We start from the raw sequence: 21569 nt of genomic DNA on the forward strand, positions 1-21569 counted from the left end.
TCCACTTCGCCTCAAAACGTCCTAAAATCATTCGGGAAGGGACTACCGACATCATAATGACCTCGCCGACCGACGATCGATCGCCGAAACTGCCGCGCGGCTGGCTGCGCGCGACGGTCGTATCGACGATCGCGTTCGCCTTTGTCGCCGCTGCGGCGGGATTCGTCGCGTTCCTGTCGCAACTGCGCGGCGCCGAGATCGCCCCTGATCGCAAGGCCGACGGAATTGTGGTGCTGACCGGCGGCTCTTCGCGGGTGCCGGACGCGATGGAGCTGCTGGCGGCCGGCTACGGCAAGAGGCTCCTGATCTCGGGCGTGCACCCGACCTCAACCGCCAATGACATCTCCCGGACGCTGCCGGAGAACCAATCCTTCATGGCCTGCTGCGTCGATCTCGACCGCACCGCGCTCACGACCCGCGGCAACGCGGCAGAGGCGCGGCGCTGGGCCGAGGGACGAGGCTTCAAATCGTTGATCGTGGTCACCTCGAACTACCACATGCCGCGCGCGCTGGTGGAATTCTCGCATGCGATGCCGGAAACGGTGCTGGTCCCGTTCGCGGTGGTGGGTGACAAATGGCGCGAGGAGCCGTGGTGGACCTCGGGCTCGACGCTGCGGCTCTTGCTGTTGGAATACGTCAAGTACATCGCCGCCGAGCTCAGGGTTCGGCTGGAGGATTTCGGGATTGACCTTTCGCCCGAGATGTCGGAGCAGCCTGCGGGTCTGCAATCCAGGCGGCCTGCAACGGCGCAGGCCAATTGATCGGATTTTCGATGTTCCTGATTTTCCTCCGTTCGCTCCTGTTCAACGTGCTGTTCTACGCGGTGCTGGTATGCCTCGCGATCGTGGCGCTGCCAACCTTCGCCTTGCCGCCGCGTGCCATGCTGACGGTGGCCGAGTGGTGGGCAAAGGCCACACTGGTGCTGATGCGCGTGGTCTGCAACATCAAGGTCGAATTCCGCGGGGTCGAGAAGATTCCGCAGGGACCGCTGGTGATCGTGGCGAAGCACCAGTCGTTCTGGGAAACCTTCGTGCTGCCGGGCTTCTTTCACCGGCCGATCTTCATCCTCAAGCGCCAGCTCATGCAGATTCCGGTGTTCGGTCAGTTCCTGGTCAAGACCGGGATGATCGCGATCGATCGCAATGCCGGCGTGAAGGCTCTGCTGGACATGACGCGGCGCGCGCGCGAGGCCGTGCGCGCAGGCGGTCAGCTCGTCATCTTTCCCGAAGGCACCCGTCGCGCGCCGGGGGCGCCGCCGGATTACAAAACCGGCTTTGCGCAGATCTATTCGTCCTGTGGCGTGTCGTGTCTGCCGATCGCGCTCAATTCCGGCCTGTTCTGGCCGCGCCGAACCTTCATGCGCTATCCCGGCACGTTGGTGGTGGAGTTTCTCGATCCGCTGCCGCCGAGCCTGCCCAAGGACCAATTTCTCACGCGCGTGCAGACCGCGATCGAAGATGCGACCGCTCGCCTCGTCGAGGCCGGCCGCAAGGAGCAGGAGCAGTTGATCGGCAGCGCGCCGAGTTATGCTCCGTCGGGCAGCTAGCGACTGTCTCTGTTTTCGTCGGGCGCCGGCGCGTGCGAAGTATGCGCGTCACCATGCAGCATCATCGCGAGCTGATGCAATTGCGTGTCGCGAAAGCCCTCGGCCTCGATCGCCTTCACGGTCGCGGTCACGTAATCGCGGTTGGCGCCGGACTGGCCGTGGCCTTGCAGCACATGGCGATGCTGGTCGGCGAGCGACAGCCGCCCGGCATATTGGACATGGCCGCGGTCGACGACGTAGGCGAGCGCCGAGACGCGCTCGCGCGCTTCATTCTCCAGCCACACCGAGCGCATCACCTCGCGATAGACCGACGTCACCTGCTCGCGCGCGCGCAAGTAAGCGACGACGTCGGCGCGGTTCTTTTCAGCGACGCGGAAAGCGATGCCGCGGCAGGCGCCGCCGCGGTCGAGCCCCAGCACCAGGCCGGGCTGTTCCGGTGTGCCGCGATGCACGAAGGAATAGACGCAGAGCGCACGATGCTCGCCGACCAGCCGCGCCGGGACGCGCTCCTCGAATTCGAAGCCCGGCCGCCACATCAGGGAGCCGTAGCCGAACACCCAGAGGTCGCCCTTGGCTGATGTGACGGAGGGGAGGGTGATTTCCGACATTTCGGGCACCGCTACCAGAAGTGGTTGCCCAAGCGAAGCGAATTCTCCGCCTTTTGTCCCGGGCCTGCCTCGCTTACATTTTGACAAAATCTGGGACCAAAGGGTCGCCGCATGTCCGATATGACCATTGCCGTACGCCGGCGCTCCCGTTGGGGGCTTTTCATTGCTCCCGTCCTCCTCCTGATCCTTGCAGCCGCCTGGAGCGGCTTCTGGTTCTATGCGGCCTCGCAGGCCGGGGTGGCGGTCGATGCCTGGCGCGCGCAGGAGGCCAAGGCCGGGCGCATCTATGATTGCGCCAGGCGCTCGATCGCGGGATTCCCGTTCCGCTTCGAGATTCAGTGCTCCGGCGCCAGCGTCGCCTTGGTCTCGCAGAATGCGAGCAAGACCCCCTTCACGGCCAAGCTCGACAACATTCTGGTCGTGGGACAGGTCTACGATCCCAAGCACGTCATCGCCGAGTTCTCGGCGCCCGCAAAGCTGGTCGACGGCGTCACGCAAAACACCTTCGTGGTGAACTGGAGCAAGGGCCGCTGCAGCGTGATCGGCCTGCCGGCCATCCCGGAGCGCGCCTCGATCGTGTTCGACGATCCCAGCATCGTCAGGGTCGACGGCGCCGTGCAGGTACCCCTTGCGCGCGCCAAGGAAATCGAGCTGCATGGACGTCTCGCGGACGGATCGTCGGCAGATCATCCTGTCATCGAGACCGTGCTCCAGATTTCGCAGGGCAGTATTCAGGGCGTCCATCCGTTGCTCGCCGAGCCGTTCGAGGCCGACACGCGCGCGAAGATCACCGGGCTTTCCGATCTCACACCGAAGCCCTGGCCGCAGCGCTTCCGGGAGATCCAGGCCGCCGGCGGCCATATCGAGATCGTGCAGTCGCGGATCCAGCAGGGCGAGATGATCGCGGTCGCAGCCGGCACGCTGGGCCTCTCGGCCAATGGCCGATTGGACGGCGAATTGCAGATGACCGTGACCGGCCTCGAGCGCATCATCCCGGCGCTCGGCATCGAGAAGATGCTGGAAGACGGCGTGCCGCAGGCGACGCTCGATCGCGTCGCGCCCGGCGTCAAGTCGCAGGATCTCAACAATCTCTTCGGCGCACTCGACCGCGCCGTTCCCGGCCTCGGCAAGGTCATCAAGCAGAACGCCAATGCCGGTGTTGCCGCCGGCATCAATTCGATTGGCGCCGAGAGCACGCTCGAGGGCAAGAAGGCCCGTACCTTTCCGCTCAAATTCGCCGATGGCGCCGTGATGCTCGGCCCCATCAAGGTCGGCCAGATTCCCCCGCTGTATTGATCCGCGCTCACGGCGCCTTCGCGCCATGATGATGAAGCGCCGGCCGGACGCCGTCGCATCGCACGGATCAAGGATTGGTTAGCCCGGCTTCTTGTCGAGCTGCCCGTGCTGGCGGCCGAAGTCGGCTGCGGCCGAATCCTGGCCGATCTCGACGATTCCGCGACGGATGGCGCGGGTGCGGGTGAAATGGTCGAACAGCGCCTCGCCGTCGCCACGGCGGATCGCGCGGGTGAGCTTGGCGAGATCCTCGGTGAAGGTGCCGAGCATCTCCAGCACGGCGTCCTTGTTGGCGAGGAAGACGTCGCGCCACATCGTCGGATCGGAGGCTGCGATGCGGGTGAAGTCGCGGAAGCCGCCGGCGGAGAACTTGATGACCTCCGATTCCGTCACCTGCGCCAGCTCGTCGGCGGTGCCGACGATGGTGTAGGCGATCAGATGCGGCAGATGGCTGGTGATTGCGAGCACGAGATCATGGTGATCCGGCGTCATCACCTCGACTCTGGCGCCCATAGCCGCCCAGAAAGCGCGTAGGTGCGCGGTGGCCTCGGCGTCGGTGCCTTCAGGCGGCGTGAGGATGCACCAGCGGTTGATGAAGAGCTCGGCGAAGCCGGAATCCGGCCCCGAATGCTCGGTGCCTGCGACCGGATGTGCCGGCACGAAATGAACGGTCTCCGGCAAATGCGGCGCCATGTCCCTGACGATGGCGCCCTTGACCGAGCCGACATCCGAGATCACAGCGCCGGGCTTGAGATGCGCCGCAATCTCCTGCGCCACCGGCCCGCAGGCGCCGACGGGGATGCAGAGGATGACGAGATCGGCGTCCTTCACCGCTTCCGCATTTGTCGCCACGACCCGGTCGACGATGCCGAGCTCCAGCACCCGCGCACGCGTCTTCTCCGAGCGCGCGGTGGTGACGATCTCGCCGGCCAGACCCTGGCGCTTCGCAGCGCGTGCGATTGAGCCGCCGATCAGGCCGAAGCCGATCAGCGCGATGCGCTGGAAGTGCGGATCCACACTCATTTGCCGGCCATGAAGTCGCGCAAGGCGTCGACGACGAGGCGGTTGGCCTCCTCGGTGCCGATGGTCATGCGCAGCGCATGCTGCAGGCCGTAGTTCTTCAACGCCCGCAGCACCAGGCCGCGCTTGGTGAGGAAGGCGTCGGCGGCGTCCGCCGTCTTGCCCTCCTGCGGAAAGTGGATCAGCACGAAATTGGCGACGCCCGGCGTCACCTTCAGCCCGAGCTTGCCGATCTCCTCGGTGAGCCAGTTGCGCCAGGTCTCGGTGAACTGCTTCGACATCGCCTGGTGGGCGGTGTCCTCGATCGCCGCGACCGCGGCATACATCGCCGGCGTGGACACGTTGAAGGGTCCGCGGATGCGGTTGACCGCGTCGACGATGTGTTCGGGGCCGAACATCCAGCCGACGCGCAGTGCCGCAAGACCGTGGATCTTTGAGAAGGTGTGCGTCACCACGGTATTCTCCGTGGTGGCGACGAGCTCGATTCCCATCTCGTAATCGTTGCGCGAGACATAGTCGGCATAGGCGGCATCGAGCACCAGCAGCACGTGCGAGGGCAGGCCGGCGCGCAGGCGCTTGACCTCGTCGAACGGCACATAGGTGCCGGTCGGGTTGTTTGGATTGGCGAGCCAGACCAGCTTCGTGCGCGGCGTCACTGCGTTGAGAATGGCGTCGACGTCGCAGGTCAGGTTCTTCTCGGCCGCGACCACGTTCTTGGCGCCGACCGCCATGGTTGCGATCGGGTAGACCAGAAAGCCGTGCGTGGTCGAGATCGCCTCGTCGCCGTGGCTGAGATAGGTGTGGGCGAGCAGGTTGAGGATTTCGTCCGAGCCGGCGCCGCAGATGATGCGGTTCGGGTCGAGCCCGAACGAGCGGCCGATTGCCTCGCGCAGCACGCGCGAGGTTCCCTCGGGGTAGTCTTCCAGATGCTCCGCGACATGCTTGAAGGCCTCGATCGCCCTGGGCGAGGGTCCGAACGGCGTCTCGTTGGCCGAGAGCTTGAACACCTTGCGGCCCGGCTCGGCGACCGGGCTCTTGCCGGGCGTGTAGGGCGCAATATCGAGAATGCCGGGATTCGGCACGGGGCGGGACATCTTCAACTCCGAAAATGGTCTTGAGGCGGTTCTCGATCTACGATTTCGACCCGGTCGGGGGCACCGTATAGCGCGTTGCGTGGCTGCCGACGAGGGCCGTGGAGCGCACGGAGGCCCCCGCTGCGATCAGGGCCGCCCTGATCTTGTCGATGCTGGCGGCGCCCGCGACTGAGACCAGCAGCGCCGCGCCGTCGAAGGCGGTATCGGGCACCGCCACGATCTCGGCGAGCGGCGACAGCGCCCGCGCGACCTCGGCGTTCCACCCCGAGACACGCACGCTGAACGTTTCGACCTCCGTCACCACGGCACTGTCGGCAACGCGGGACACCGCGAACACGGGCAGCGCGGCCGGATGGTCGGCGCGCTCGACGAAGGGCATGCGCGCGATGATCTTCGGCGCGCCGTCGGCTTCTAGCTCCAGCCACCACGGCGTGCGGCTCGAGGTCGCCGAGACCAGCGCCAGATCACCCTTGGATTTCGCCACCGCCTCCACCGCTGCCTGTGCACTGAAATGTGCGACGTAAGGAACGGTGAAGCCGAAATGGAAGCGCACGGAATCGCGCATCGCGGGCTCGCTCACCGAGATGTCGGCATGCACGGAGAACGGCGCCTGGACATAGGTGAAGGTCGAGATGATGACGCGCCAGATGCTTTCGACCGTGTCGAGCGGCAGGATGCCGCGATGGCGCTGCACGATCTCGCGCATCATCGAGGCCTCGCGCGCCGGGCGGAACGCGGAGCCGACCTCCTGGGTCTGCTTCACCTGGATCAGCCGGTCGATGATGTCGCCGCGCTGCATCAGCAGGCGGTGCATGCCCTCGTCGATCGCGTCGATCTCCTTGCGCAATTCCTGGAGCGATGGTGGCGCGGGCGGGCGTTGGGACATGTCTGACAGGACTGTTGGGAAGCTGCGGGCAATGTCCTGATTAGGCAGTCAGGGCGGCGAAAGCAAAGAGAAATGACGTCCTGCAGAGCTGCCCAGTGAGAGACGATTTTGGTTCATCCGGAGCGCGACTTGACGAAATGGGCCCAAGCCGGTAGGTTTTTGCCTGTTCCGTGGTCATTTGAGCCGGCCGGCTTGCAGCCACGTTAAAAAACTCGCTAAACAGGCCGGGGACGCTTTCGATCCCGGCCGAACCTATCGTTCAGGCCGGGTTTTTCATGGCCTGATGTCAGTCGCGATCTGAAGTCCGATCGCAAACGAGGTCGATGGTCAGAGATGGTTGGCGTCAAGTCCGTACCCAGTCCCGCGATCAGTGCCGACGACCGGTCGCATGAGGTCGATCATCCGAGTTCGGAAGTCGCGCTGTTCGGCGCGGACCAGCCGCTGCGGCTGGATTGCGGCGTCGATCTCACCCCGTTCCAGATCGCCTACAAGACCTATGGCGAGCTCAACGCCGATCGCTCCAACGCGGTTCTGATCTGCCATGCGCTGACTGGCGACCAGCACGTCGCCAATGTGCATCCCGTCACCGGCAAATCCGGCTGGTGGGAGACGCTGGTCGGTCCCGGTCGGCCCCTCGATCCTGCCAGGTACTTCATCATCTGCTCCAACGTGATCGGCGGCTGCATGGGCTCTACGGGTCCAGCCTCGATCAATCCCGCGACCGGCAAGGTCTGGGGCCTCGATTTCCCCGTCATCACCATCCCAGACATGGTGCGCGCGCAGGCGATGCTGATCGACCGGCTCGGCATCGATACGCTGTTTGCCGTGGTCGGCGGCTCGATGGGCGGCATGCAGGTGCTGCAATGGACCGCGGCGTACCCTGCGCGCGTCTACTCCGCGCTGGCGATTGCCTGCTCGACGCGGCACTCCGCGCAGAACATCGCCTTCCACGAGCTCGGCCGCCAGGCCGTGATGGCCGATCCCGACTGGCACAACGGCGCCTACGCCGATCAGGGCATCCATCCGCATCGCGGCCTTGCGGTCGCGCGCATGGCGGCGCACATCACCTATCTCTCGGACGCCGCGCTGCATCGCAAGTTCGGCCGCCGCATGCAGGACCGCGAGCTGCCGACCTTCTCGTTCGACGCCGACTTCCAGGTCGAGTCCTATCTGCGCTACCAGGGCTCGTCCTTTGTCGAACGCTTCGACGCCAACTCCTATCTGTATCTGACCCGCGCGATGGACTATTTCGATATCGCCGGCGACCATGGCGGCGTGCTGGCGAAAGCGTTCGCCGGGATCGAGACGCGCTTCTGCGTGGTCTCCTTCACCAGCGACTGGCTGTTCCCGACGTCGGAATCGCGCGCGCTGGTGCACGCGCTGAACGCCTCGAGCGCGCGGGTGTCATTCGCCGAGATCGAGACCGACCGCGGCCACGACGCGTTCCTGCTCGACGTGCCCGAATTCTTCGACATCTCGCGTGCCTTCCTGCAATCGGCGGGCAAGGCGCGCGGGTTGACCGGCAAGAACGACTGACGAGGACGGCTGGCGATGTCTGTACAGGAACTGCTGCCGCTCAATGGCCTCGCGTCCGAACAGCCCGGTCCATTTCGCGCCGACCATCTGCTGGTCGCCGAAATGGTCAAGCCCGGCTCGAAAGTGCTCGACGTTGGCTGCGGTGACGGCGATCTGCTGCAGCTCTTGGAGACCCGCGGCATCGACGGCCGCGGCATCGAACTGTCGCGCGAGGGCGTCAACCGCTGCGTGGCCAAGGGCCTCGCGGTGGTGCAGGGCGATGCCGATACCGACCTCGTCAACTATCCCGACGATGCCTTCGACTACGTGATCCTGTCGCAGACGCTGCAGGCGACGCGGCAGCCCAAGGTCGTGCTGGAGAACCTCCTGCGCATCGGCCGCCGCGCCATCGTGTCGTTCCCCAATTTCGGCTTCTGGCGCATGCGCCTGCAGCTCTTGATCGGCGGCCACATGCCGCGCACGGAGAACCTGCCGGCGAGCTGGTACGACACCTCCAACATCCATTTCTGCACGATCAAGGATTTCGTCGAACTCTGCGACGAGATCCACGTCAAGATGGAGCGCGCCGAGGCGCTCGACCTCTACGGCCGCCCGCTGCGGCTTCGGCTGCCATGGTGGGTGTGGAATCTGTTCGGCGAGCAGGGCGTGTTTCTGCTCACGCGCGGGCAGGGGAAGTAAAGATCGCCTTGCCCCAAGGAACTCAGCTCGATCCGTCGTCACTGCGAGGAGCTCTTGGGACCAAGCAATCCAGAGTGTCCGCGGAAGGATTCCGGATGGCTTCGCTGCGCTCGCAACGGACGGAGTCCCGACTTCGGAAACATCGCGAGGCCGGTAGATGCTTTTCGAAACAGTCTCGCGCCCGATGCAAGGGTCATCCTCGTCGCCGCAGATGACCAGCGCGGGCGTCGCAGCGCCCCTGATCGCATCAGTCATCGCAAAGATCGACGGCCGCGAGCCCTGAAAACCGCGCGGGCCCTTCACCAGCAAGGGATCCGGCTCGGCGCCTCGCGCGTGACCTTTGCGACTCCCGCCGAGCCCAGCGTCTCGAATTGATCGGCATTGGCGCGGCACTGCTTGAACTCGTGCAGAAAAAGTATCGGCGTTGCCTGACCCGCTTCCTCGAACGGGAGGCGGACGCCGTCCCTGATCGTGGCGTGGGGCATTAACTGTTTCCCTCTCTTCAAGCCGCGACTTGAGAATTGCGGTTAATGCAGATGTCGGCAATGAGGCGGCTTCACACCAACATTGCCGCAAAATCATCGCAGCTATTCACGGGCCATGGTGTCTTTTTCTCGCCACATCGGGCGGCTTAACGGCCTCTGTCGATGTCGGCCACCGCACGGGCCGACTTGGGAAGTGGGGGTGTCAACGAGGATGAAGTATGGTTGAGTTGTTTGCGTCTCGCCTGTCGCGTTGTGTTGTCGCGCTGGCGTTCATCTTCGCGGCTTGTGCCGCGTTCGTTTCTCCGGCCTCAGCGCGGCCCCATCATCGTCACAGCGCGGAGCGGCACGCCTACGTGCATCACGCCAGGCATCATCATTATCGCCACCATGCAGGCAGCTCGCGCTTCGAGCGCAGCGCGGCGCAGTTGCAGGGGAGTGGATTCGCCAACACGCAGGCCAGCTATGATCCGAGCGCCAATGGCGGCGGCGCGGTCGCGAGCGGCGGCTTCGGCGGTGGATCGGGGCTCGTGTCCGAGGCGCGCCGTTATCTCGGCGGCAATCCGACTGGGCGCGGCAGTCTGTGGTGCGCGCGTTTCATGAACATGGTGCTTCAGAAGACCGGCCATCAGGGCACCGGGTCCGACATGGCGAGCTCGTTCGCGCATTACGGCACGCGCGTCTCCGGCCCGCAGGTCGGGGCCATCGCGGTGATGTCGCGCGGCCGCCGCGGCGGGCATGTCGGCATCATTACCGGCATCGACGCGCACGGCAATCCGATCATGATCTCCGGCAACAACGGCAATCGCGTCCGCGAGGCCCCGATCTCGCGCGGCCGCATCTATGCGTATGTGATGCCGAATTGAGGTGACGGTGCGTAGGGTGGGTTAGCTAGCGGATTGCGCCTTGCGCATCCGCTTCGCTAACCCACCCTACGAAGCTCACACCAATCTCGGTTGTTCCACGGCGACCGCATCGCCCACGCCGATCTCGCCGTCGGCCATTACCTCGGCATAGATGCCGCAGTCCATGTGGCCGAGATGGCGCGACAACGTCGGCGGTATCTCGAGATCGCGCTTCGCCGTCACCGGATCCACATTCGTGGCCGGGCAGCGGACGATGCGCTTCACCACCTTCAGCCGCGCCTGCCCGATCGCGAGCGTCTGGCCGACGAGGTCGAGCTCGGACCAGGCTGGCCAGCCCGTCACGTAGAGATTGGCGCGGAAGCGCAGGGGATTGACGGCGATGCCATCGAGCATGGTCTCGATGGCGCGGACGCTCTCGATGTTGATGATGGACACGACCTTGCGGGCCACGTCGGAAAAACTGTGGCCACGGCCGGACAGAACTTTTGGCGGCCCCTTCAGCTCCGCATGAAAATTCTCCGCGAAATAGGCCTCGATGGCGGCGCGGCCGTCGGCGGTCTCGAGATCGCCGCTGGCGACGATCTGGCCGTTCTTGCGAAGGGTCAGGCGATTGGTCGCGTCCTCGAACCGGCTGTCCAAGGAGGCCAACCGCTCATTGCGGGCCAGCATCAGAAACTGGATTTTGGGCTGCCATCCCGGGGCTTCCGGGTCAAATCCGCTGGGTCCGTTCTCGATCGCGTAGCGGCGATCGGAGGGCAGGGTCTGGCCTGAGCGCAAGGGCACCCGGGACAGGGGTTCCGGCGTCAGGCCTTTGATCGGGTAGCGGTAAAGGCCGGTGATCTCGGCCGTCTGATTGGCGGTCATGCGGCTACTTAGGGGATTCGCTCTGTCCTCGCCAAGTGGGCCGATCTGCGCACGAAATTGTGAACTTGCCTCTTCCGATCCGAGGGCACGCTTCCCACATCTGGTTCAGGCCGGCGCCAGTGTCGGCCGATAACGACCGCTGCCGGTTGAGCAACGTCAACGCGGCAAGCGGAAACCCAATGAAGATGCCGTTTGGGGTGCCTGTTAGGGCCCCAGGGGCAGGCCGAGGGACAGAAACCACATGAATATCGATAAATATACCGAACGCTCCAGGGGCTTCATCCAGTCCGCGCAGTCGCTTGCGATGCGCGAGGGACATCAGCAGTTTTCCACCCTGCATCTCCTGAAAGTGCTGCTGGACGACAGTGAAGGCTTGGCTTCCGGCCTGATCGACCGCGCCGGCGGTAATTCCCGCGCCATTCTGAAGGCGACCGAGGATGCCCTGGGCAAGGTGCCGAAGGTTTCCGGCGGCGGTGGCGGCCAGATCTATCTGGCACCCGAGCTTGCCCGCACCTTCGATGCCGCCGAAAAAGCCGGCGAGAAGGCGGGCGACAGCTTTGTCACGGTCGAGCGTCTGCTGCTCGGCCTCACGCTGGAGAAGACCAGCGAGGCCGGCGCGATTCTCGCGAAGGGCGGCGTCACCCCGCAAAACCTCAACGCCGCCATCGAGGCGCTGCGCAAGGGCCGCACCGCGGATTCCGCGACCGCCGAGAACGCCTATGACGCGCTGAAGAAATATGCCCGCGACCTGACCCAGGCCGCGCGCGACGGCAAGCTCGACCCGGTCATCGGCCGTGACGAGGAGATCCGCCGCACCATCCAGGTGCTCTCGCGCCGGACCAAGAACAATCCCGTCCTGATCGGCGAGCCCGGCGTCGGCAAGACCGCGATCGCCGAAGGCCTCGCGCTGCGCATCGTCAACGGTGACGTGCCGGAGAGCCTCCAGGACAAGAAGCTGCTATCGCTCGATCTTGGCGCACTGATCGCGGGTGCAAAATACCGCGGTGAGTTCGAGGAGCGGCTGAAGGCCGTGCTCCAGGAAGTGACCGCGAGCGAAGGCACCTTCATCCTGTTCATCGACGAGATGCACACGCTGATCGGCGCCGGCAAGGGCGAGGGCGCGATGGACGCCTCCAACCTGCTCAAGCCCGCGCTCGCCCGCGGCGAGCTGCACTGCATCGGTGCGACCACGCTCGACGAGTACCGCAAGCATGTCGAGAAGGATGCGGCGCTGGCGCGGCGTTTCCAGCCGATCTTCGTCAGCGAGCCTTCGGTCGAGGACACGATCTCGATCCTGCGCGGCCTCAAGGACAAGTATGAGCAGCACCACGGAGTACGGATCACCGATTCCGCGCTCGTGGCCGCGACGACGCTGTCCAACCGTTACATCACAGACCGCTTCCTGCCGGACAAGGCCATCGACCTCGTGGACGAGGCCGCGGCGCGGCTGAAGATGCAGGTCGATTCCAAGCCGGAAGAGCTGGATTCGCTCGATCGGGAGATCATCCGGCTCAAGATCGAGCAGGAAGCGCTGAAGAAGGAAAGCGATCTCGGCTCCAAGTCGCGTCTGGAAACGCTGCAGAAGGAGCTGGCCGAACTCGAGGAGAAATCCACCGCGCTGACCGCGCGCTGGAGTGCGGAGAAGAGCAAGCTCTCCAACGCCCAGAAGCTGAAGTCGGAGCTCGACGCCTTGCGCGTCGATCTGGCCGATGCGCAGCGGCGCGGCGAGTTTCAGAAGGCGGGCGAGCTGGCCTACGGCCGGATCCCGCAGCTGGAAAAGCAACTGGCTGATATCGAGGCCAAGGAGAACTCCGGCGAGATGATGGAGGAGGCGGTCACCGCCAACCACATCGCGCAGGTGGTCTCGCGCTGGACCGGCGTGCCCGTCGACAAGATGCTGGAAGGCGAGAAGGAGAAGCTCCTCAAGATGGAGGAGCAGCTCGGCAAGCGCGTCGTCGGCCAAGCCGAGGCCGTGCGTGCCGTCGCAACGGCCGTGCGCCGCTCGCGCGCGGGCCTGCAGGATCCGAATCGGCCGACCGGCTCGTTCATGTTCTTGGGTCCCACCGGCGTCGGCAAGACCGAGTTGACGAAAGCGCTCGCCGAGTACCTGTTCAACGACGAGACCGCGATGGTTCGCCTCGACATGTCCGAGTACATGGAGAAGCATTCGGTCTCGCGGCTGATCGGCGCGCCTCCCGGCTATGTCGGTTACGACGAGGGTGGTGCGCTCACCGAAGCGGTGCGGCGCCGGCCTTACCAGGTCGTGCTGTTCGACGAGATCGAGAAAGCCCATCCCGACGTCTTCAACGTGCTGTTGCAGGTGCTCGACGACGGCCGCCTGACCGATGGCCAGGGCCGTACCGTCGATTTCCGCAATACCTTGATCATCATGACCTCGAACCTCGGTTCGGAGTTTCTGGTGAATCAACCGGAGGGCGAAGACACCTCCGCCGTGCGTGAGCAGGTGATGGGAATGGTGCGGGGGCATTTCAGGCCGGAATTCCTCAACCGCGTCGACGAGATCATCCTTTTCCATCGCCTGCAGCGCAGCGAGATGGGCCGGATCGTCGAGATCCAGTTCGCGCGGCTGCAGAAGCTGCTGACCGATCGCAAGATCGTGCTGACGCTCGACGCCTCGGGCCGCGACTGGCTCGCGGCCAAGGGCTGGGATCCGGCCTACGGTGCGCGGCCGCTGAAGCGGGTGGTCCAGCGCTATCTCCAGGATCCGCTCGCGGAGATGATCCTGGCCGGCGACGTCAGGGATGGCGACACGGTTGCGATCTCGTCTGAAGGCAATGTGCTGACCTTCAACGGCAAGGCGCCGCAGACCGCGGAGATCGCGCCATTCGAGGCGCCGGTGCCGAAGCGCAAGCTGAACTGAGCGCCGACGCGCATCGCCAAAGCAATTCGCTCCGGAGAGGTTGCTCTCTCCGGGGCGAATTTTTGTCAGTTGATCGCTTTAGCTGATTGCCGACGCCGAGCCAGGCCCGGCAGGACCTTGCTCGTCATCGTCCTGTTCTAGCTCCGAGAGAATATCCACGAGTTCACGCACGCGGCCCTGTGCCAGTGGCCGCAAATCGTTGATCATGGGTTCGTCGTTGGCGAGCCAGGCTTGGGCCTCAGTGAGTTCCTCGACAGTTGCGCCGGTTTCGATGATCTGGGCTATGGTGACGTCGTCGGCCCGGTCCACGGCCTTGACGACATCGTCGCGTGAGAGGCGCGTCATGGGACGGTCCTCCTGCTGGTGGGGGTTTCCGTCAGCGTCTAACAGGAAAGCCGGGGCACCTGTTCCGCGGCCGGCGTCCCCCCAGGCGAGCCTACTTCTTCACGACCTTGTAAATCGCATTCTCGACGTCCGAGCTGAAATAGATGGTGCCGGAGCTGCCGACCGCAACGCCGGTCGGGATGTGGGTCGGCAGGCCATTGGGCGCTCCGATCAGGCCGATCGGAAGATTGGCCGCAATCTCCGTAACCTGGCCGTTCTCCGGGTCGATTTCGATCAGCCTGGTGGCGCCGACCTCCGCCACGATCAACCGGCCGTCGTTTGCGCGCGCAAGACCTTCGGGCATTTTGAGGTCCTTGGCGAGCACCGTCTTCTCGCCATTCTTGTCGATCCTGGAGACGGTACCGGCAAAGGCTTCGGTGACATAGACCTCGTCGCCCGATCCGGCGACGAGGCCGATCGGGCCTTCGAGCCCACCGATCAGCGTGGCGCGATCCTTGCCGTGCTCACCGCTGACTTTGACCAGAGATTTGGTGCCGAGTTCGGCCACCAGCAGGCTGCCGTCGGCAAGCACGATGGCGTCGTGCGGCGCCTTAAAGCCGTGCAGCATCTCGCGCGTCGCGCCGGACTTGCCGTCGATCACCTGTACCGTGCCGGTGAACCAGCTCGACAGGACCACGTCGTTGCCTTTCGCCGTCGCGCTCATCGGATATTCGAGGGTGACGCCGTCGGCGTGCATGCGCGCCTTCTCGATGACCTCGCCGGTTGCGCCGTCCACCGTGCGATAGGCAAACACGTCGGCGACGTGGATCGTATCCTTGCTGTTTTCAGAGGTAACGCCGATGCCGCCGGGCAAAGCGAGCTTGCCGACGATGATTTGCTTCGCCTGGCCGGTCGCCGGATCGACCTCCTGGATGCCGTTGTCGGCCATGTTGGAGACGTAGATGCGGTCCCTGTCGTCGATGGCGAGATTGTCCAGCGACGGCTTCAGTTGCGCGACCACGGTCTTGGTGCCGGACTTGGGATCGACGCGAACGAGCTGGCCGAGCGCCGTGTCGACCACCCAGAGATTGCCCTTGGAATCGAAATTCACCGCGGCGGGGACCTTGAATCCGTCGGCGACGACGGTCAGTTCGGCCTTGTCGACGTCGACCTTTGCGACCTGTCCCTTGAACCAGAGCGGACCGTAGAGCTTGTCGTCGGGCCCGAACTCGAAGCCGTTGAGGCCGCCCATCTTGTCCATGATCTGGCGCGGCGGTTTGACTCCGTCGACGTCGATTTCATAGAGCGTGTCGCCGAGGAAGACGGTGGTGGCGTAGAGCCGGCCATCCCTGCGATAGGCGAGCGAATTGATGCCGGGAAGGCCGCTGGCCAGCTTCTTGATCGGGCCGTCGCCCTTGCGCGCATAGAGATCGCCGGTCAGGAAACCGGTCCAGGCCATGGTGCCATCGGGCGCGAAGGCGATGTCGTCGGCCATGCCCACAGGTGCGGGGATTGCAACCTTGGCGGTACCCGCGGCAACGTCGACTTCATAGAGCGCCGCACCTGCGACGCTGCCCGCAAACAGATGGCCGTCCTTATCGATTCCGAGTCCGTGCACGCCGTGGAAGGCCGAGCCCGGGACAAGCTTTGTGACCTCCCAGCCATCGGCAAAAGCGCTCGTGGTTGCAAAAATCGCAGCGGCGAAGGCTGCGCAGGCGAACCTGTGCGTCATGGCGAGACCTCCCCTTTTTTGGAAAGTATTTGCTCGTCACACCGCTTTGGCAAACGAAACTTGAAATTGCGGCGCGTCAAAATGACGTCGCACCGCAATCACGTTTCGGGGGATGGCAGGTCGATTTCGACCGCTTGTCCAATCAGCGGTTGCTGACCTGCAACGGCCCGCCGGTCGCATCCGACATGCGGGCGATGGCGCCGGCCCGGCCGCTCATCATGGCGTCGAGGCGGTCGCGCTCCTTCTCGAACCCCGCGAGCATCGGGCCCTCGAGCGAACGGCCGCGCGGCAGCTTCACGCGCATCGGGTCGACGAAGCGGCCGTTGACGAGGATCTCGTAATGAACGTGCGGGCCGGTCGACTGGCCGGTCGAGCCGACGAAGCCGATGACCTGGCCCTGCCGCACCTTCTTGCCGGGCTCCATGCCCTTGGCAAAGGCCGACATGTGACCATAGGCGGTCTCGTAGCCGTTGTTGTGCTTGATGCGGACGTATTTGCCGTAGCCGCCTTCGAGCTGGGCCTTCTCGATCACGCCGTTGCCGGCAGCGAAGATCGGCGTTCCGTAGGCCGTGGCCCAGTCGACGCCGGTGTGCATCTTCACATAGCCGAGGATCGGATGGCGGCGGCCGCCGAAGCCGGAGCGCATGATGGCGCTGTTGACGGGCTTGCGGACCAGGAACTTCTTCGCGCTCTTGCCGGTCTCGTCATAGTAGTCGACGACGCCGTCGTCCGGGCTCTGGTAGCGATAATATTTCTTGGTTTCACCGCCGACCGTGAGCGAGGCGAACAGCACTTCGCTCTTGTCGACCGCCGTCGAGCCCTCGTCTTCGCCGGCATAGAACACGTCGAACGAATCGCCCGGCTGCACCTTGCGCTGGAAATCGACGTCGTAGGAGTAGATCTTGATCATGTCGTCGATGACGGGCATCGGCACTTTGTTGCGCATCGCGGTCTCGTAGATGCTCTGGTAGAGCCGCACGCCGCTGCCGTCGTCATCTTCATCGTCGTCGCTGTTGGTGTTGGCCGTAGCGTCGGCGACGGTATTCATGCTGGAAACGTCGACCGCGACGTATTTGCCGAGATCGGACAACGCCGCGATCGCTTCGACCACGGTGTCGTTGGCGACCACGACGCGGTAGGGCTGGAGCCGCGCGCCGGGGCTTGCGGGTGCCATCAGGATGCGAAGCTTCTCGCCTTCCTTCAGGCCGCCGTCGCGGCCGCGGGGGCCGAGCGTTGCCGTGATCGCCTTGATCTCGTCCGCGGTGGCGCCGAGATCGCGGAGGACCGAGCCGACGCTGTCGCCCTTCTTGACCAGGTGGACGCGCTCGCCGTTCGGATTGCCGCCGGTGATCTGCTCCTTCGTCTTCGGCAGCAGCGTGACGTTTTCAGGCACCACGCGGGTCTCGAAACCGGCATAGGGATCGGACGGCGACGCTTCGGCGGCGTAGGCCATCTTCATCTCGGATGGTCCGGTCGTGCCTGAGACGTCGGCGGTGGCATTGGCGAGGGATGCGTAGCGCACCCCGCCATTGCCGCGCCAATTGGCGGCATCGCGCACCCGCATCAGGATGTCGTCGAGCGCCACGACCGCGGAAATCTTGGCCTTCGGCAGCACCGGCGACAGGTCCTTGGTGACGAAGGAGACCTCGGCGTCGGGCTCGACGGCTTCGGGGTTGTTCGGATCGTCGGCAGCAGTCTTCGCGTCTGAGCCGACGTCGGTGAGCAGACGTTGCGCGTTGAAAGGCGGGATTTTCGCCGACAGGTCGCTGGTCGTCATCGACAGATTGCCGGCGATCCGAACGAAGGGGCGGACGCGCATCACGTCACGGTTGCCGACGCGAGCCACCGTCGAGACGCGGACGATGTTGCGCGAGGCCGTGGTGTCGCTCGGCGGGGGCAGACGGTCGCTCTTGTGCAGGGTCGCGGTGCGATCGGCCGCGCCGAAGGCGCCACGCAGCGCGCCTTCGACCCGCTCCGGCACCTTGGCGAAAGTCATTTCGCCGTCGAGAGATGCGAATACGGCGCCGCCGATCAGGGCTGCGCCGCAGAGTCCGGTCAGAATTGTGCCGCTGAACCATTGCACCGAGACGCGGCGGCGATCGATGACGGCGGCCTCGGAACCATCGACGGACAGCGGCGGCTCGTGGCCGAGATCGATGATCCCGGTCTCACGCCCGTAAGCGCCGCGTGACGTCCTCTGGTTCAACCCAAGTCCCCCAATCAACGATCCGAAACCCTCGCCGCAGACCTTCCCCAGCTCGCCCTCTCCAGGGGATTGCGGAAAAAGCCGTACCGCACAGGTGCTCGCGCTCAGAAGGCCCCAAGTGAGGGCCCGGTCGAAATTACGAACAGCTGGGCAGGTGAAGGTCTCTCGATGTCTTTCGAATGTCCGAAGAAGGCCGCGTCATCGTCAGATCGCCTTCTCTGAACCCCAAGCAAATCGCCGGCAGCCCCCACTGGCATCCCTGCGATTCAAGCTTGTGTCATACCAGAACGCCGCGGGATTGTGGCTCTAGTACGGCGCCTAAGATCGAAAAAGTTTCCTGAATGGCGGGCGCGGGGCCTTGGGCGACGCGGCGCCCGAGGCCTCTTCCGGCCCCCCTCAGGACCCTCCCAGGCCCCCTCAGGAGGCCGCCCGGGCCCAAACTTTTTTTCAGATTTTTTACCGAGACGCTCCGCCTCGCGCGCTCCATGGCTCGCTAATGAACTGTAATCACTAGATTTTTTGCGACAATCCACTGTGCGACGATTTGTTGACGATTGGCGTTGACAGCCCGGAAGGTGCGGCCTATAACCCCAACCACTGAGCGCGGCGCCGCCGGGTCACTGACCAAGGCGAGCGAACGCGCCACTGATGCTCCTCAACTTGTTGAGTGACACAACAGCCGACACAATCGGTTGGAGTCATTCGACGTCAGTAAGGGTGTCGGAACCCTTCCACTCCGGAAGGTTGGGGCCTCCTGGTCCCGGGCTGTTTGACAAGTGAAGATGAAGAAAGAGAAACGTGGACGGCGGAGTCCTTGCGGGTCTCGCTTCTGAAGAGCTTCGGCTTTTCCGATCGAGACCGGACGAAAGACTTCGGCGGTACACGTTTCAAAGGAAACACCATCGTTGCCAGCGATGTGAATCGCAGGCAGCACATCGACTTCGGTCGATAATGGTGGGACCTCGTCAAACGTTGTGATCAGCCGGTTCAAAGTTCAAGTCCAACTTGAGAGTTTGATCCTGGCTCAGAGCGAACGCTGGCGGCAGGCTTAACACATGCAAGTCGAGCGGGCGTAGCAATACGTCAGCGGCAGACGGGTGAGTAACGCGTGGGAACGTACCTTTTGGTTCGGAACAACACAGGGAAACTTGTGCTAATACCGGATAAGCCCTTACGGGGAAAGATTTATCGCCGAAAGATCGGCCCGCGTCTGATTAGCTAGTTGGTAGGGTAATGGCCTACCAAGGCGACGATCAGTAGCTGGTCTGAGAGGATGATCAGCCACATTGGGACTGAGACACGGCCCAAACTCCTACGGGAGGCAGCAGTGGGGAATATTGGACAATGGGGGCAACCCTGATCCAGCCATGCCGCGTGAGTGATGAAGGCCCTAGGGTTGTAAAGCTCTTTTGTGCGGGAAGATAATGACGGTACCGCAAGAATAAGCCCCGGCTAACTTCGTGCCAGCAGCCGCGGTAATACGAAGGGGGCTAGCGTTGCTCGGAATCACTGGGCGTAAAGGGTGCGTAGGCGGGTTTTTAAGTCAGGGGTGAAATCCTGGAGCTCAACTCCAGAACTGCCTTTGATACTGAAGATCTTGAGTCCGGGAGAGGTGAGTGGAACTGCGAGTGTAGAGGTGAAATTCGTAGATATTCGCAAGAACACCAGTGGCGAAGGCGGCTCACTGGCCCGGTACTGACGCTGAGGCACGAAAGCGTGGGGAGCAAACAGGATTAGATACCCTGGTAGTCCACGCCGTAAACGATGAATGCCAGCCGTTAGTGGGTTTACTCACTAGTGGCGCAGCTAACGCTTTAAGCATTCCGCCTGGGGAGTACGGTCGCAAGATTAAAACTCAAAGGAATTGACGGGGGCCCGCACAAGCGGTGGAGCATGTGGTTTAATTCGACGCAACGCGCAGAACCTTACCAGCCCTTGACATGTCCAGGACCGGTCGCAGAGATGTGACTTTCTCTTCGGAGCCTGGAACACAGGTGCTGCATGGCTGTCGTCAGCTCGTGTCGTGAGATGTTGGGTTAAGTCCCGCAACGAGCGCAACCCCCGTCCTTAGTTGCTACCATTTAGTTGAGCACTCTAAGGAGACTGCCGGTGATAAGCCGCGAGGAAGGTGGGGATGACGTCAAGTCCTCATGGCCCTTACGGGCTGGGCTACACACGTGCTACAATGGCGGTGACAATGGGATGCTAAGGGGTGACCCTTCGCAAATCTCAAAAAGCCGTCTCAGTTCGGATTGGGCTCTGCAACTCGAGCCCATGAAGTTGGAATCGCTAGTAATCGTGGATCAGCACGCCACGGTGAATACGTTCCCGGGCCTTGTACACACCGCCCGTCACACCATGGGAGTTGGTTTTACCTGAAGACGGTGCGCTAACCGCAAGGAGGCAGCCGGCCACGGTAGGGTCAGCGACTGGGGTGAAGTCGTAACAAGGTAGCCGTAGGGGAACCTGCGGCTGGATCACCTCCTTTCTAAGGATGGCTCTTCAGAAGCTTGCTTCTATCGAGCTGTTTTAGAAACATCAGGGGCCAACAGATCGCCAGATCGTTGAGCTCCATTGGCGGGATTTCGCCGTCTACGTTTCTCTTTCTTCGCGGACGAACACGCGCTGGGCCTGCTGCGCAGGATCCCATGGTCCTTAACGGGATAGGCGTTAGGGGCTTGTAGCTCAGTTGGTTAGAGCGCGCGCTTGATAAGCGTGAGGTCGGAAGTTCAAGTCTTCCCAGGCCCACCACACTCATCGAGTGAGCATTCGTCTTCTGGTTACGGGGCCATAGCTCAGCTGGGAGAGCGCGTGCTTTGCAAGCATGAGGTCGTCGGTTCGATCCCGTCTGGCTCCACCAGATGGTTTGATCACCGAGGTCATGTACCGTCGTCCGCGAAACATCACTTCGCATCCTGCTAGTCTGGATAGACAGCAAGTTGCGTGTTTTCTGACATCGTAAAGAGGAGATCGATCCGAGTTGGGTCGTGTAGCAGATTGCTGCGCGAATCCTTCATTATCTCCGGATCATTTTCGGCGCTCGACGTTGACCGCAAGGTTGGCTCTTGAGTTGTGAAATGATCCTTTTAGCGAAGCTTGACCGCCTCGCTATCGGAACGATCTTACGAAGCAAGCTGGTCTTTCTAATCATTGTCCGGCTGTACGTAGCGTTCATCGAGGGCGCGCGCCGAAAGGCAATCGTACAGACAACATTCTGCCGAGTGTGTGGACATTGATAATGAGAGCAATCAAGTGCCTTAAGGGTGTTCGGTGGATGCCTTGGCGCTGAGAGGCGATGAAGGACGTGCTACGCTGCGATAAGCCGTGGGGAGCTGCGAAGAAGCTTTGATCCGCGGATTTCCGAATGGGGAAACCCACCTTCGATAGCCGGAACTCCAAGACCTCAGGTCTTGGTGTTCGACCAGAAATGATCGGGACCATAACCCTCGAGGTTTTGGATTTCCGGTTATCAAGAGAAGGTATGAGACTTCTGAATACATAGGAGGTTTCAAGCGAACCCAGGGAACTGAAACATCTAAGTACCTGGAGGAAA

15 protein-coding genes, 2 tRNA genes, 2 rRNA genes, 1 pseudogene and 1 riboswitch (1 of these 21 running past the window's edge) are annotated in these 21569 nt (G+C 63.3%); of the genes and pseudogenes, 11 read left to right on the forward strand and 9 right to left on the reverse strand.

Features of this window, described 5'->3' with window-relative positions; all coding sequences use genetic code 11:
- The first annotated feature begins 56 nt into the window (after positions 1-56).
- The gene (locus ACVWZ4_RS15860; protein ID WP_456699862.1) at positions 57-761 is read left to right on the forward strand and encodes a YdcF family protein; all 705 of its coding nucleotides are present in this window, start codon (positions 57-59) and stop codon (positions 759-761) included.
- A gap of 11 nt (positions 762-772) precedes the next feature.
- The gene (locus ACVWZ4_RS15865; RefSeq protein ID WP_456699861.1) at positions 773-1546 is read left to right on the forward strand and encodes a lysophospholipid acyltransferase family protein; all 774 of its coding nucleotides are present in this window, start codon (positions 773-775) and stop codon (positions 1544-1546) included.
- Here the strand turns inward: ACVWZ4_RS15865 and ACVWZ4_RS15870 are convergent.
- Complete coding sequence (locus ACVWZ4_RS15870) at positions 1543-2154, reverse strand: gamma-glutamylcyclotransferase (protein ID WP_456737144.1); 612 nt, start codon at positions 2152-2154, stop codon at positions 1543-1545. The genes ACVWZ4_RS15865 and ACVWZ4_RS15870 overlap by 4 nt on opposite strands.
- Positions 2155-2265: 111 nt before the next feature.
- Between ACVWZ4_RS15870 and ACVWZ4_RS15875 the strand changes: the two genes are divergently transcribed.
- Positions 2266-3450, forward strand: a complete 1185-nt coding sequence (locus ACVWZ4_RS15875) for a DUF2125 domain-containing protein (RefSeq protein ID WP_456740708.1) — start codon at positions 2266-2268, stop codon at positions 3448-3450.
- 78 nt (positions 3451-3528) lie between these two features.
- On the opposite strand, the gene ACVWZ4_RS15880 is transcribed toward ACVWZ4_RS15875, so the two are convergent.
- Genes ACVWZ4_RS15880 through ACVWZ4_RS15890 form a run of 3 tightly spaced genes read right to left on the reverse strand, consistent with a single transcriptional unit; the run spans position 3529 to position 6447 of the window.
- Positions 3529-4470, reverse strand: a complete 942-nt coding sequence (locus tag ACVWZ4_RS15880) for a prephenate/arogenate dehydrogenase family protein (RefSeq protein WP_456699858.1) — start codon at positions 4468-4470, stop codon at positions 3529-3531.
- Complete coding sequence (gene hisC / locus ACVWZ4_RS15885) at positions 4467-5561, reverse strand: histidinol-phosphate transaminase (RefSeq protein ID WP_456737146.1); 1095 nt, start codon at positions 5559-5561, stop codon at positions 4467-4469. The genes ACVWZ4_RS15880 and hisC overlap by 4 nt, the downstream gene beginning before the upstream one ends.
- A gap of 37 nt (positions 5562-5598) precedes the next feature.
- Entirely contained in the window at positions 5599-6447 is an 849-nt protein-coding gene (locus tag ACVWZ4_RS15890) for a chorismate mutase (RefSeq protein WP_456699856.1), read from the reverse strand.
- Positions 6448-6607: 160 nt separating this feature from the next.
- Positions 6608-6687: riboswitch (SAM riboswitch) on the forward strand.
- Between the two features lie 93 nt (positions 6688-6780).
- On the opposite strand from ACVWZ4_RS15890, the gene metX reads away from it, so the two are divergent.
- Positions 6781-7983, forward strand: a complete 1203-nt coding sequence (gene metX / locus ACVWZ4_RS15895; RefSeq protein ID WP_456699855.1) for a homoserine O-acetyltransferase MetX — start codon at positions 6781-6783, stop codon at positions 7981-7983.
- 15 nt (positions 7984-7998) lie between these two features.
- On the forward strand, positions 7999-8661 hold the full coding sequence (gene metW / locus ACVWZ4_RS15900; protein ID WP_456699854.1) for a methionine biosynthesis protein MetW: 663 nt from the start codon (positions 7999-8001) through the stop codon (positions 8659-8661).
- A 125-nt stretch (positions 8662-8786) separates the two neighbouring features.
- Here metW and ACVWZ4_RS15905 read toward each other — a convergent pair.
- Positions 8787-9146 (reverse strand): annotated as a pseudogene (locus ACVWZ4_RS15905) (hypothetical protein); the annotation flags it as partial.
- Between the two features lie 218 nt (positions 9147-9364).
- Between ACVWZ4_RS15905 and ACVWZ4_RS15910 the strand changes: the two are divergent.
- A complete protein-coding gene (locus ACVWZ4_RS15910) occupies positions 9365-10009 on the forward strand; it encodes a TIGR02594 family protein (protein ID WP_456699853.1) in 645 nt (214 codons plus the stop codon).
- Between the two features lie 75 nt (positions 10010-10084).
- On the opposite strand, the gene ACVWZ4_RS15915 is transcribed toward ACVWZ4_RS15910, so the two are convergent.
- Positions 10085-10873 (reverse strand): MOSC domain-containing protein, encoded by a 789-nt coding sequence (locus ACVWZ4_RS15915; protein WP_456699852.1) that lies wholly within the window; start codon positions 10871-10873, stop codon positions 10085-10087.
- Between the two features lie 241 nt (positions 10874-11114).
- On the opposite strand from ACVWZ4_RS15915, the gene clpB reads away from it, so the two are divergent.
- Positions 11115-13754, forward strand: coding sequence for an ATP-dependent chaperone ClpB (gene clpB, locus ACVWZ4_RS15920; RefSeq protein ID WP_456740709.1), 2640 nt, complete (start codon positions 11115-11117; stop codon positions 13752-13754).
- A gap of 78 nt (positions 13755-13832) precedes the next feature.
- Here clpB and ACVWZ4_RS15925 read toward each other — a convergent pair whose 3' ends face one another.
- The 3 genes from ACVWZ4_RS15925 to ACVWZ4_RS15935 all read right to left on the reverse strand — a co-directional run bounded on the left by ACVWZ4_RS15925 (position 13833) and on the right by ACVWZ4_RS15935 (position 18016).
- On the reverse strand, positions 13833-14099 hold the full coding sequence (locus ACVWZ4_RS15925) for a hypothetical protein (protein WP_456699850.1): 267 nt from the start codon (positions 14097-14099) through the stop codon (positions 13833-13835).
- 91 nt (positions 14100-14190) lie between these two features.
- Entirely contained in the window at positions 14191-15810 is a 1620-nt protein-coding gene (locus ACVWZ4_RS15930) for a hypothetical protein (RefSeq protein ID WP_456699849.1), read from the reverse strand.
- A gap of 142 nt (positions 15811-15952) precedes the next feature.
- Complete coding sequence (locus ACVWZ4_RS15935) at positions 15953-18016, reverse strand: M23 family metallopeptidase (protein ID WP_456737147.1); 2064 nt, start codon at positions 18014-18016, stop codon at positions 15953-15955.
- A 1001-nt stretch (positions 18017-19017) separates the two neighbouring features.
- Here ACVWZ4_RS15935 and ACVWZ4_RS15940 point away from each other — a divergent pair.
- From ACVWZ4_RS15940 to ACVWZ4_RS15955, 4 genes are all read left to right on the forward strand, one after another.
- Positions 19018-20504: ribosomal RNA gene (locus ACVWZ4_RS15940) — 16S ribosomal RNA — on the forward strand.
- 186 nt (positions 20505-20690) lie between these two features.
- A tRNA-Ile gene (locus ACVWZ4_RS15945) sits at positions 20691-20767 on the forward strand.
- 33 nt (positions 20768-20800) lie between these two features.
- Positions 20801-20876 (forward strand) — tRNA-Ala (locus ACVWZ4_RS15950).
- Between the two features lie 386 nt (positions 20877-21262).
- Positions 21263-21569: ribosomal RNA gene (locus ACVWZ4_RS15955) — 23S ribosomal RNA — on the forward strand (it continues 2540 nt past the right edge of the window).
- Together the 16S and 23S rRNA genes with 2 tRNA genes alongside form the textbook arrangement of a ribosomal RNA operon.

Source organism: Bradyrhizobium sp. USDA 4472 (assembly GCF_054058595.1).

Bases quoted from the DNA above. Each gene is read 5' to 3' on its own strand.
- ACVWZ4_RS15860 (WP_456699862.1), top strand. From the start codon at position 57: ATGACCTCGCCGACCGACGATCGATCGCCGAAACTGCCGCGCGGCTGG.
- ACVWZ4_RS15865 (WP_456699861.1), top strand. From the start codon at position 773: ATGTTCCTGATTTTCCTCCGTTCGCTCCTGTTCAACGTGCTGTTCTAC.
- ACVWZ4_RS15870 (WP_456737144.1), bottom strand. From the start codon at position 2,154: ATGTCGGAAATCACCCTCCCCTCCGTCACATCAGCCAAGGGCGACCTC.
- ACVWZ4_RS15875 (WP_456740708.1), top strand. From the start codon at position 2,266: ATGTCCGATATGACCATTGCCGTACGCCGGCGCTCCCGTTGGGGGCTT.
- ACVWZ4_RS15880 (WP_456699858.1), bottom strand. From the start codon at position 4,470: ATGAGTGTGGATCCGCACTTCCAGCGCATCGCGCTGATCGGCTTCGGC.
- hisC (WP_456737146.1), bottom strand. From the start codon at position 5,561: ATGTCCCGCCCCGTGCCGAATCCCGGCATTCTCGATATTGCGCCCTAC.
- ACVWZ4_RS15890 (WP_456699856.1), bottom strand. From the start codon at position 6,447: ATGTCCCAACGCCCGCCCGCGCCACCATCGCTCCAGGAATTGCGCAAG.
- metX (WP_456699855.1), top strand. From the start codon at position 6,781: ATGGTTGGCGTCAAGTCCGTACCCAGTCCCGCGATCAGTGCCGACGAC.
- metW (WP_456699854.1), top strand. From the start codon at position 7,999: ATGTCTGTACAGGAACTGCTGCCGCTCAATGGCCTCGCGTCCGAACAG.
- ACVWZ4_RS15910 (WP_456699853.1), top strand. From the start codon at position 9,365: ATGGTTGAGTTGTTTGCGTCTCGCCTGTCGCGTTGTGTTGTCGCGCTG.
- ACVWZ4_RS15915 (WP_456699852.1), bottom strand. From the start codon at position 10,873: ATGACCGCCAATCAGACGGCCGAGATCACCGGCCTTTACCGCTACCCG.
- clpB (WP_456740709.1), top strand. From the start codon at position 11,115: ATGAATATCGATAAATATACCGAACGCTCCAGGGGCTTCATCCAGTCC.
- ACVWZ4_RS15925 (WP_456699850.1), bottom strand. From the start codon at position 14,099: ATGACGCGCCTCTCACGCGACGATGTCGTCAAGGCCGTGGACCGGGCC.
- ACVWZ4_RS15930 (WP_456699849.1), bottom strand. From the start codon at position 15,810: ATGACGCACAGGTTCGCCTGCGCAGCCTTCGCCGCTGCGATTTTTGCA.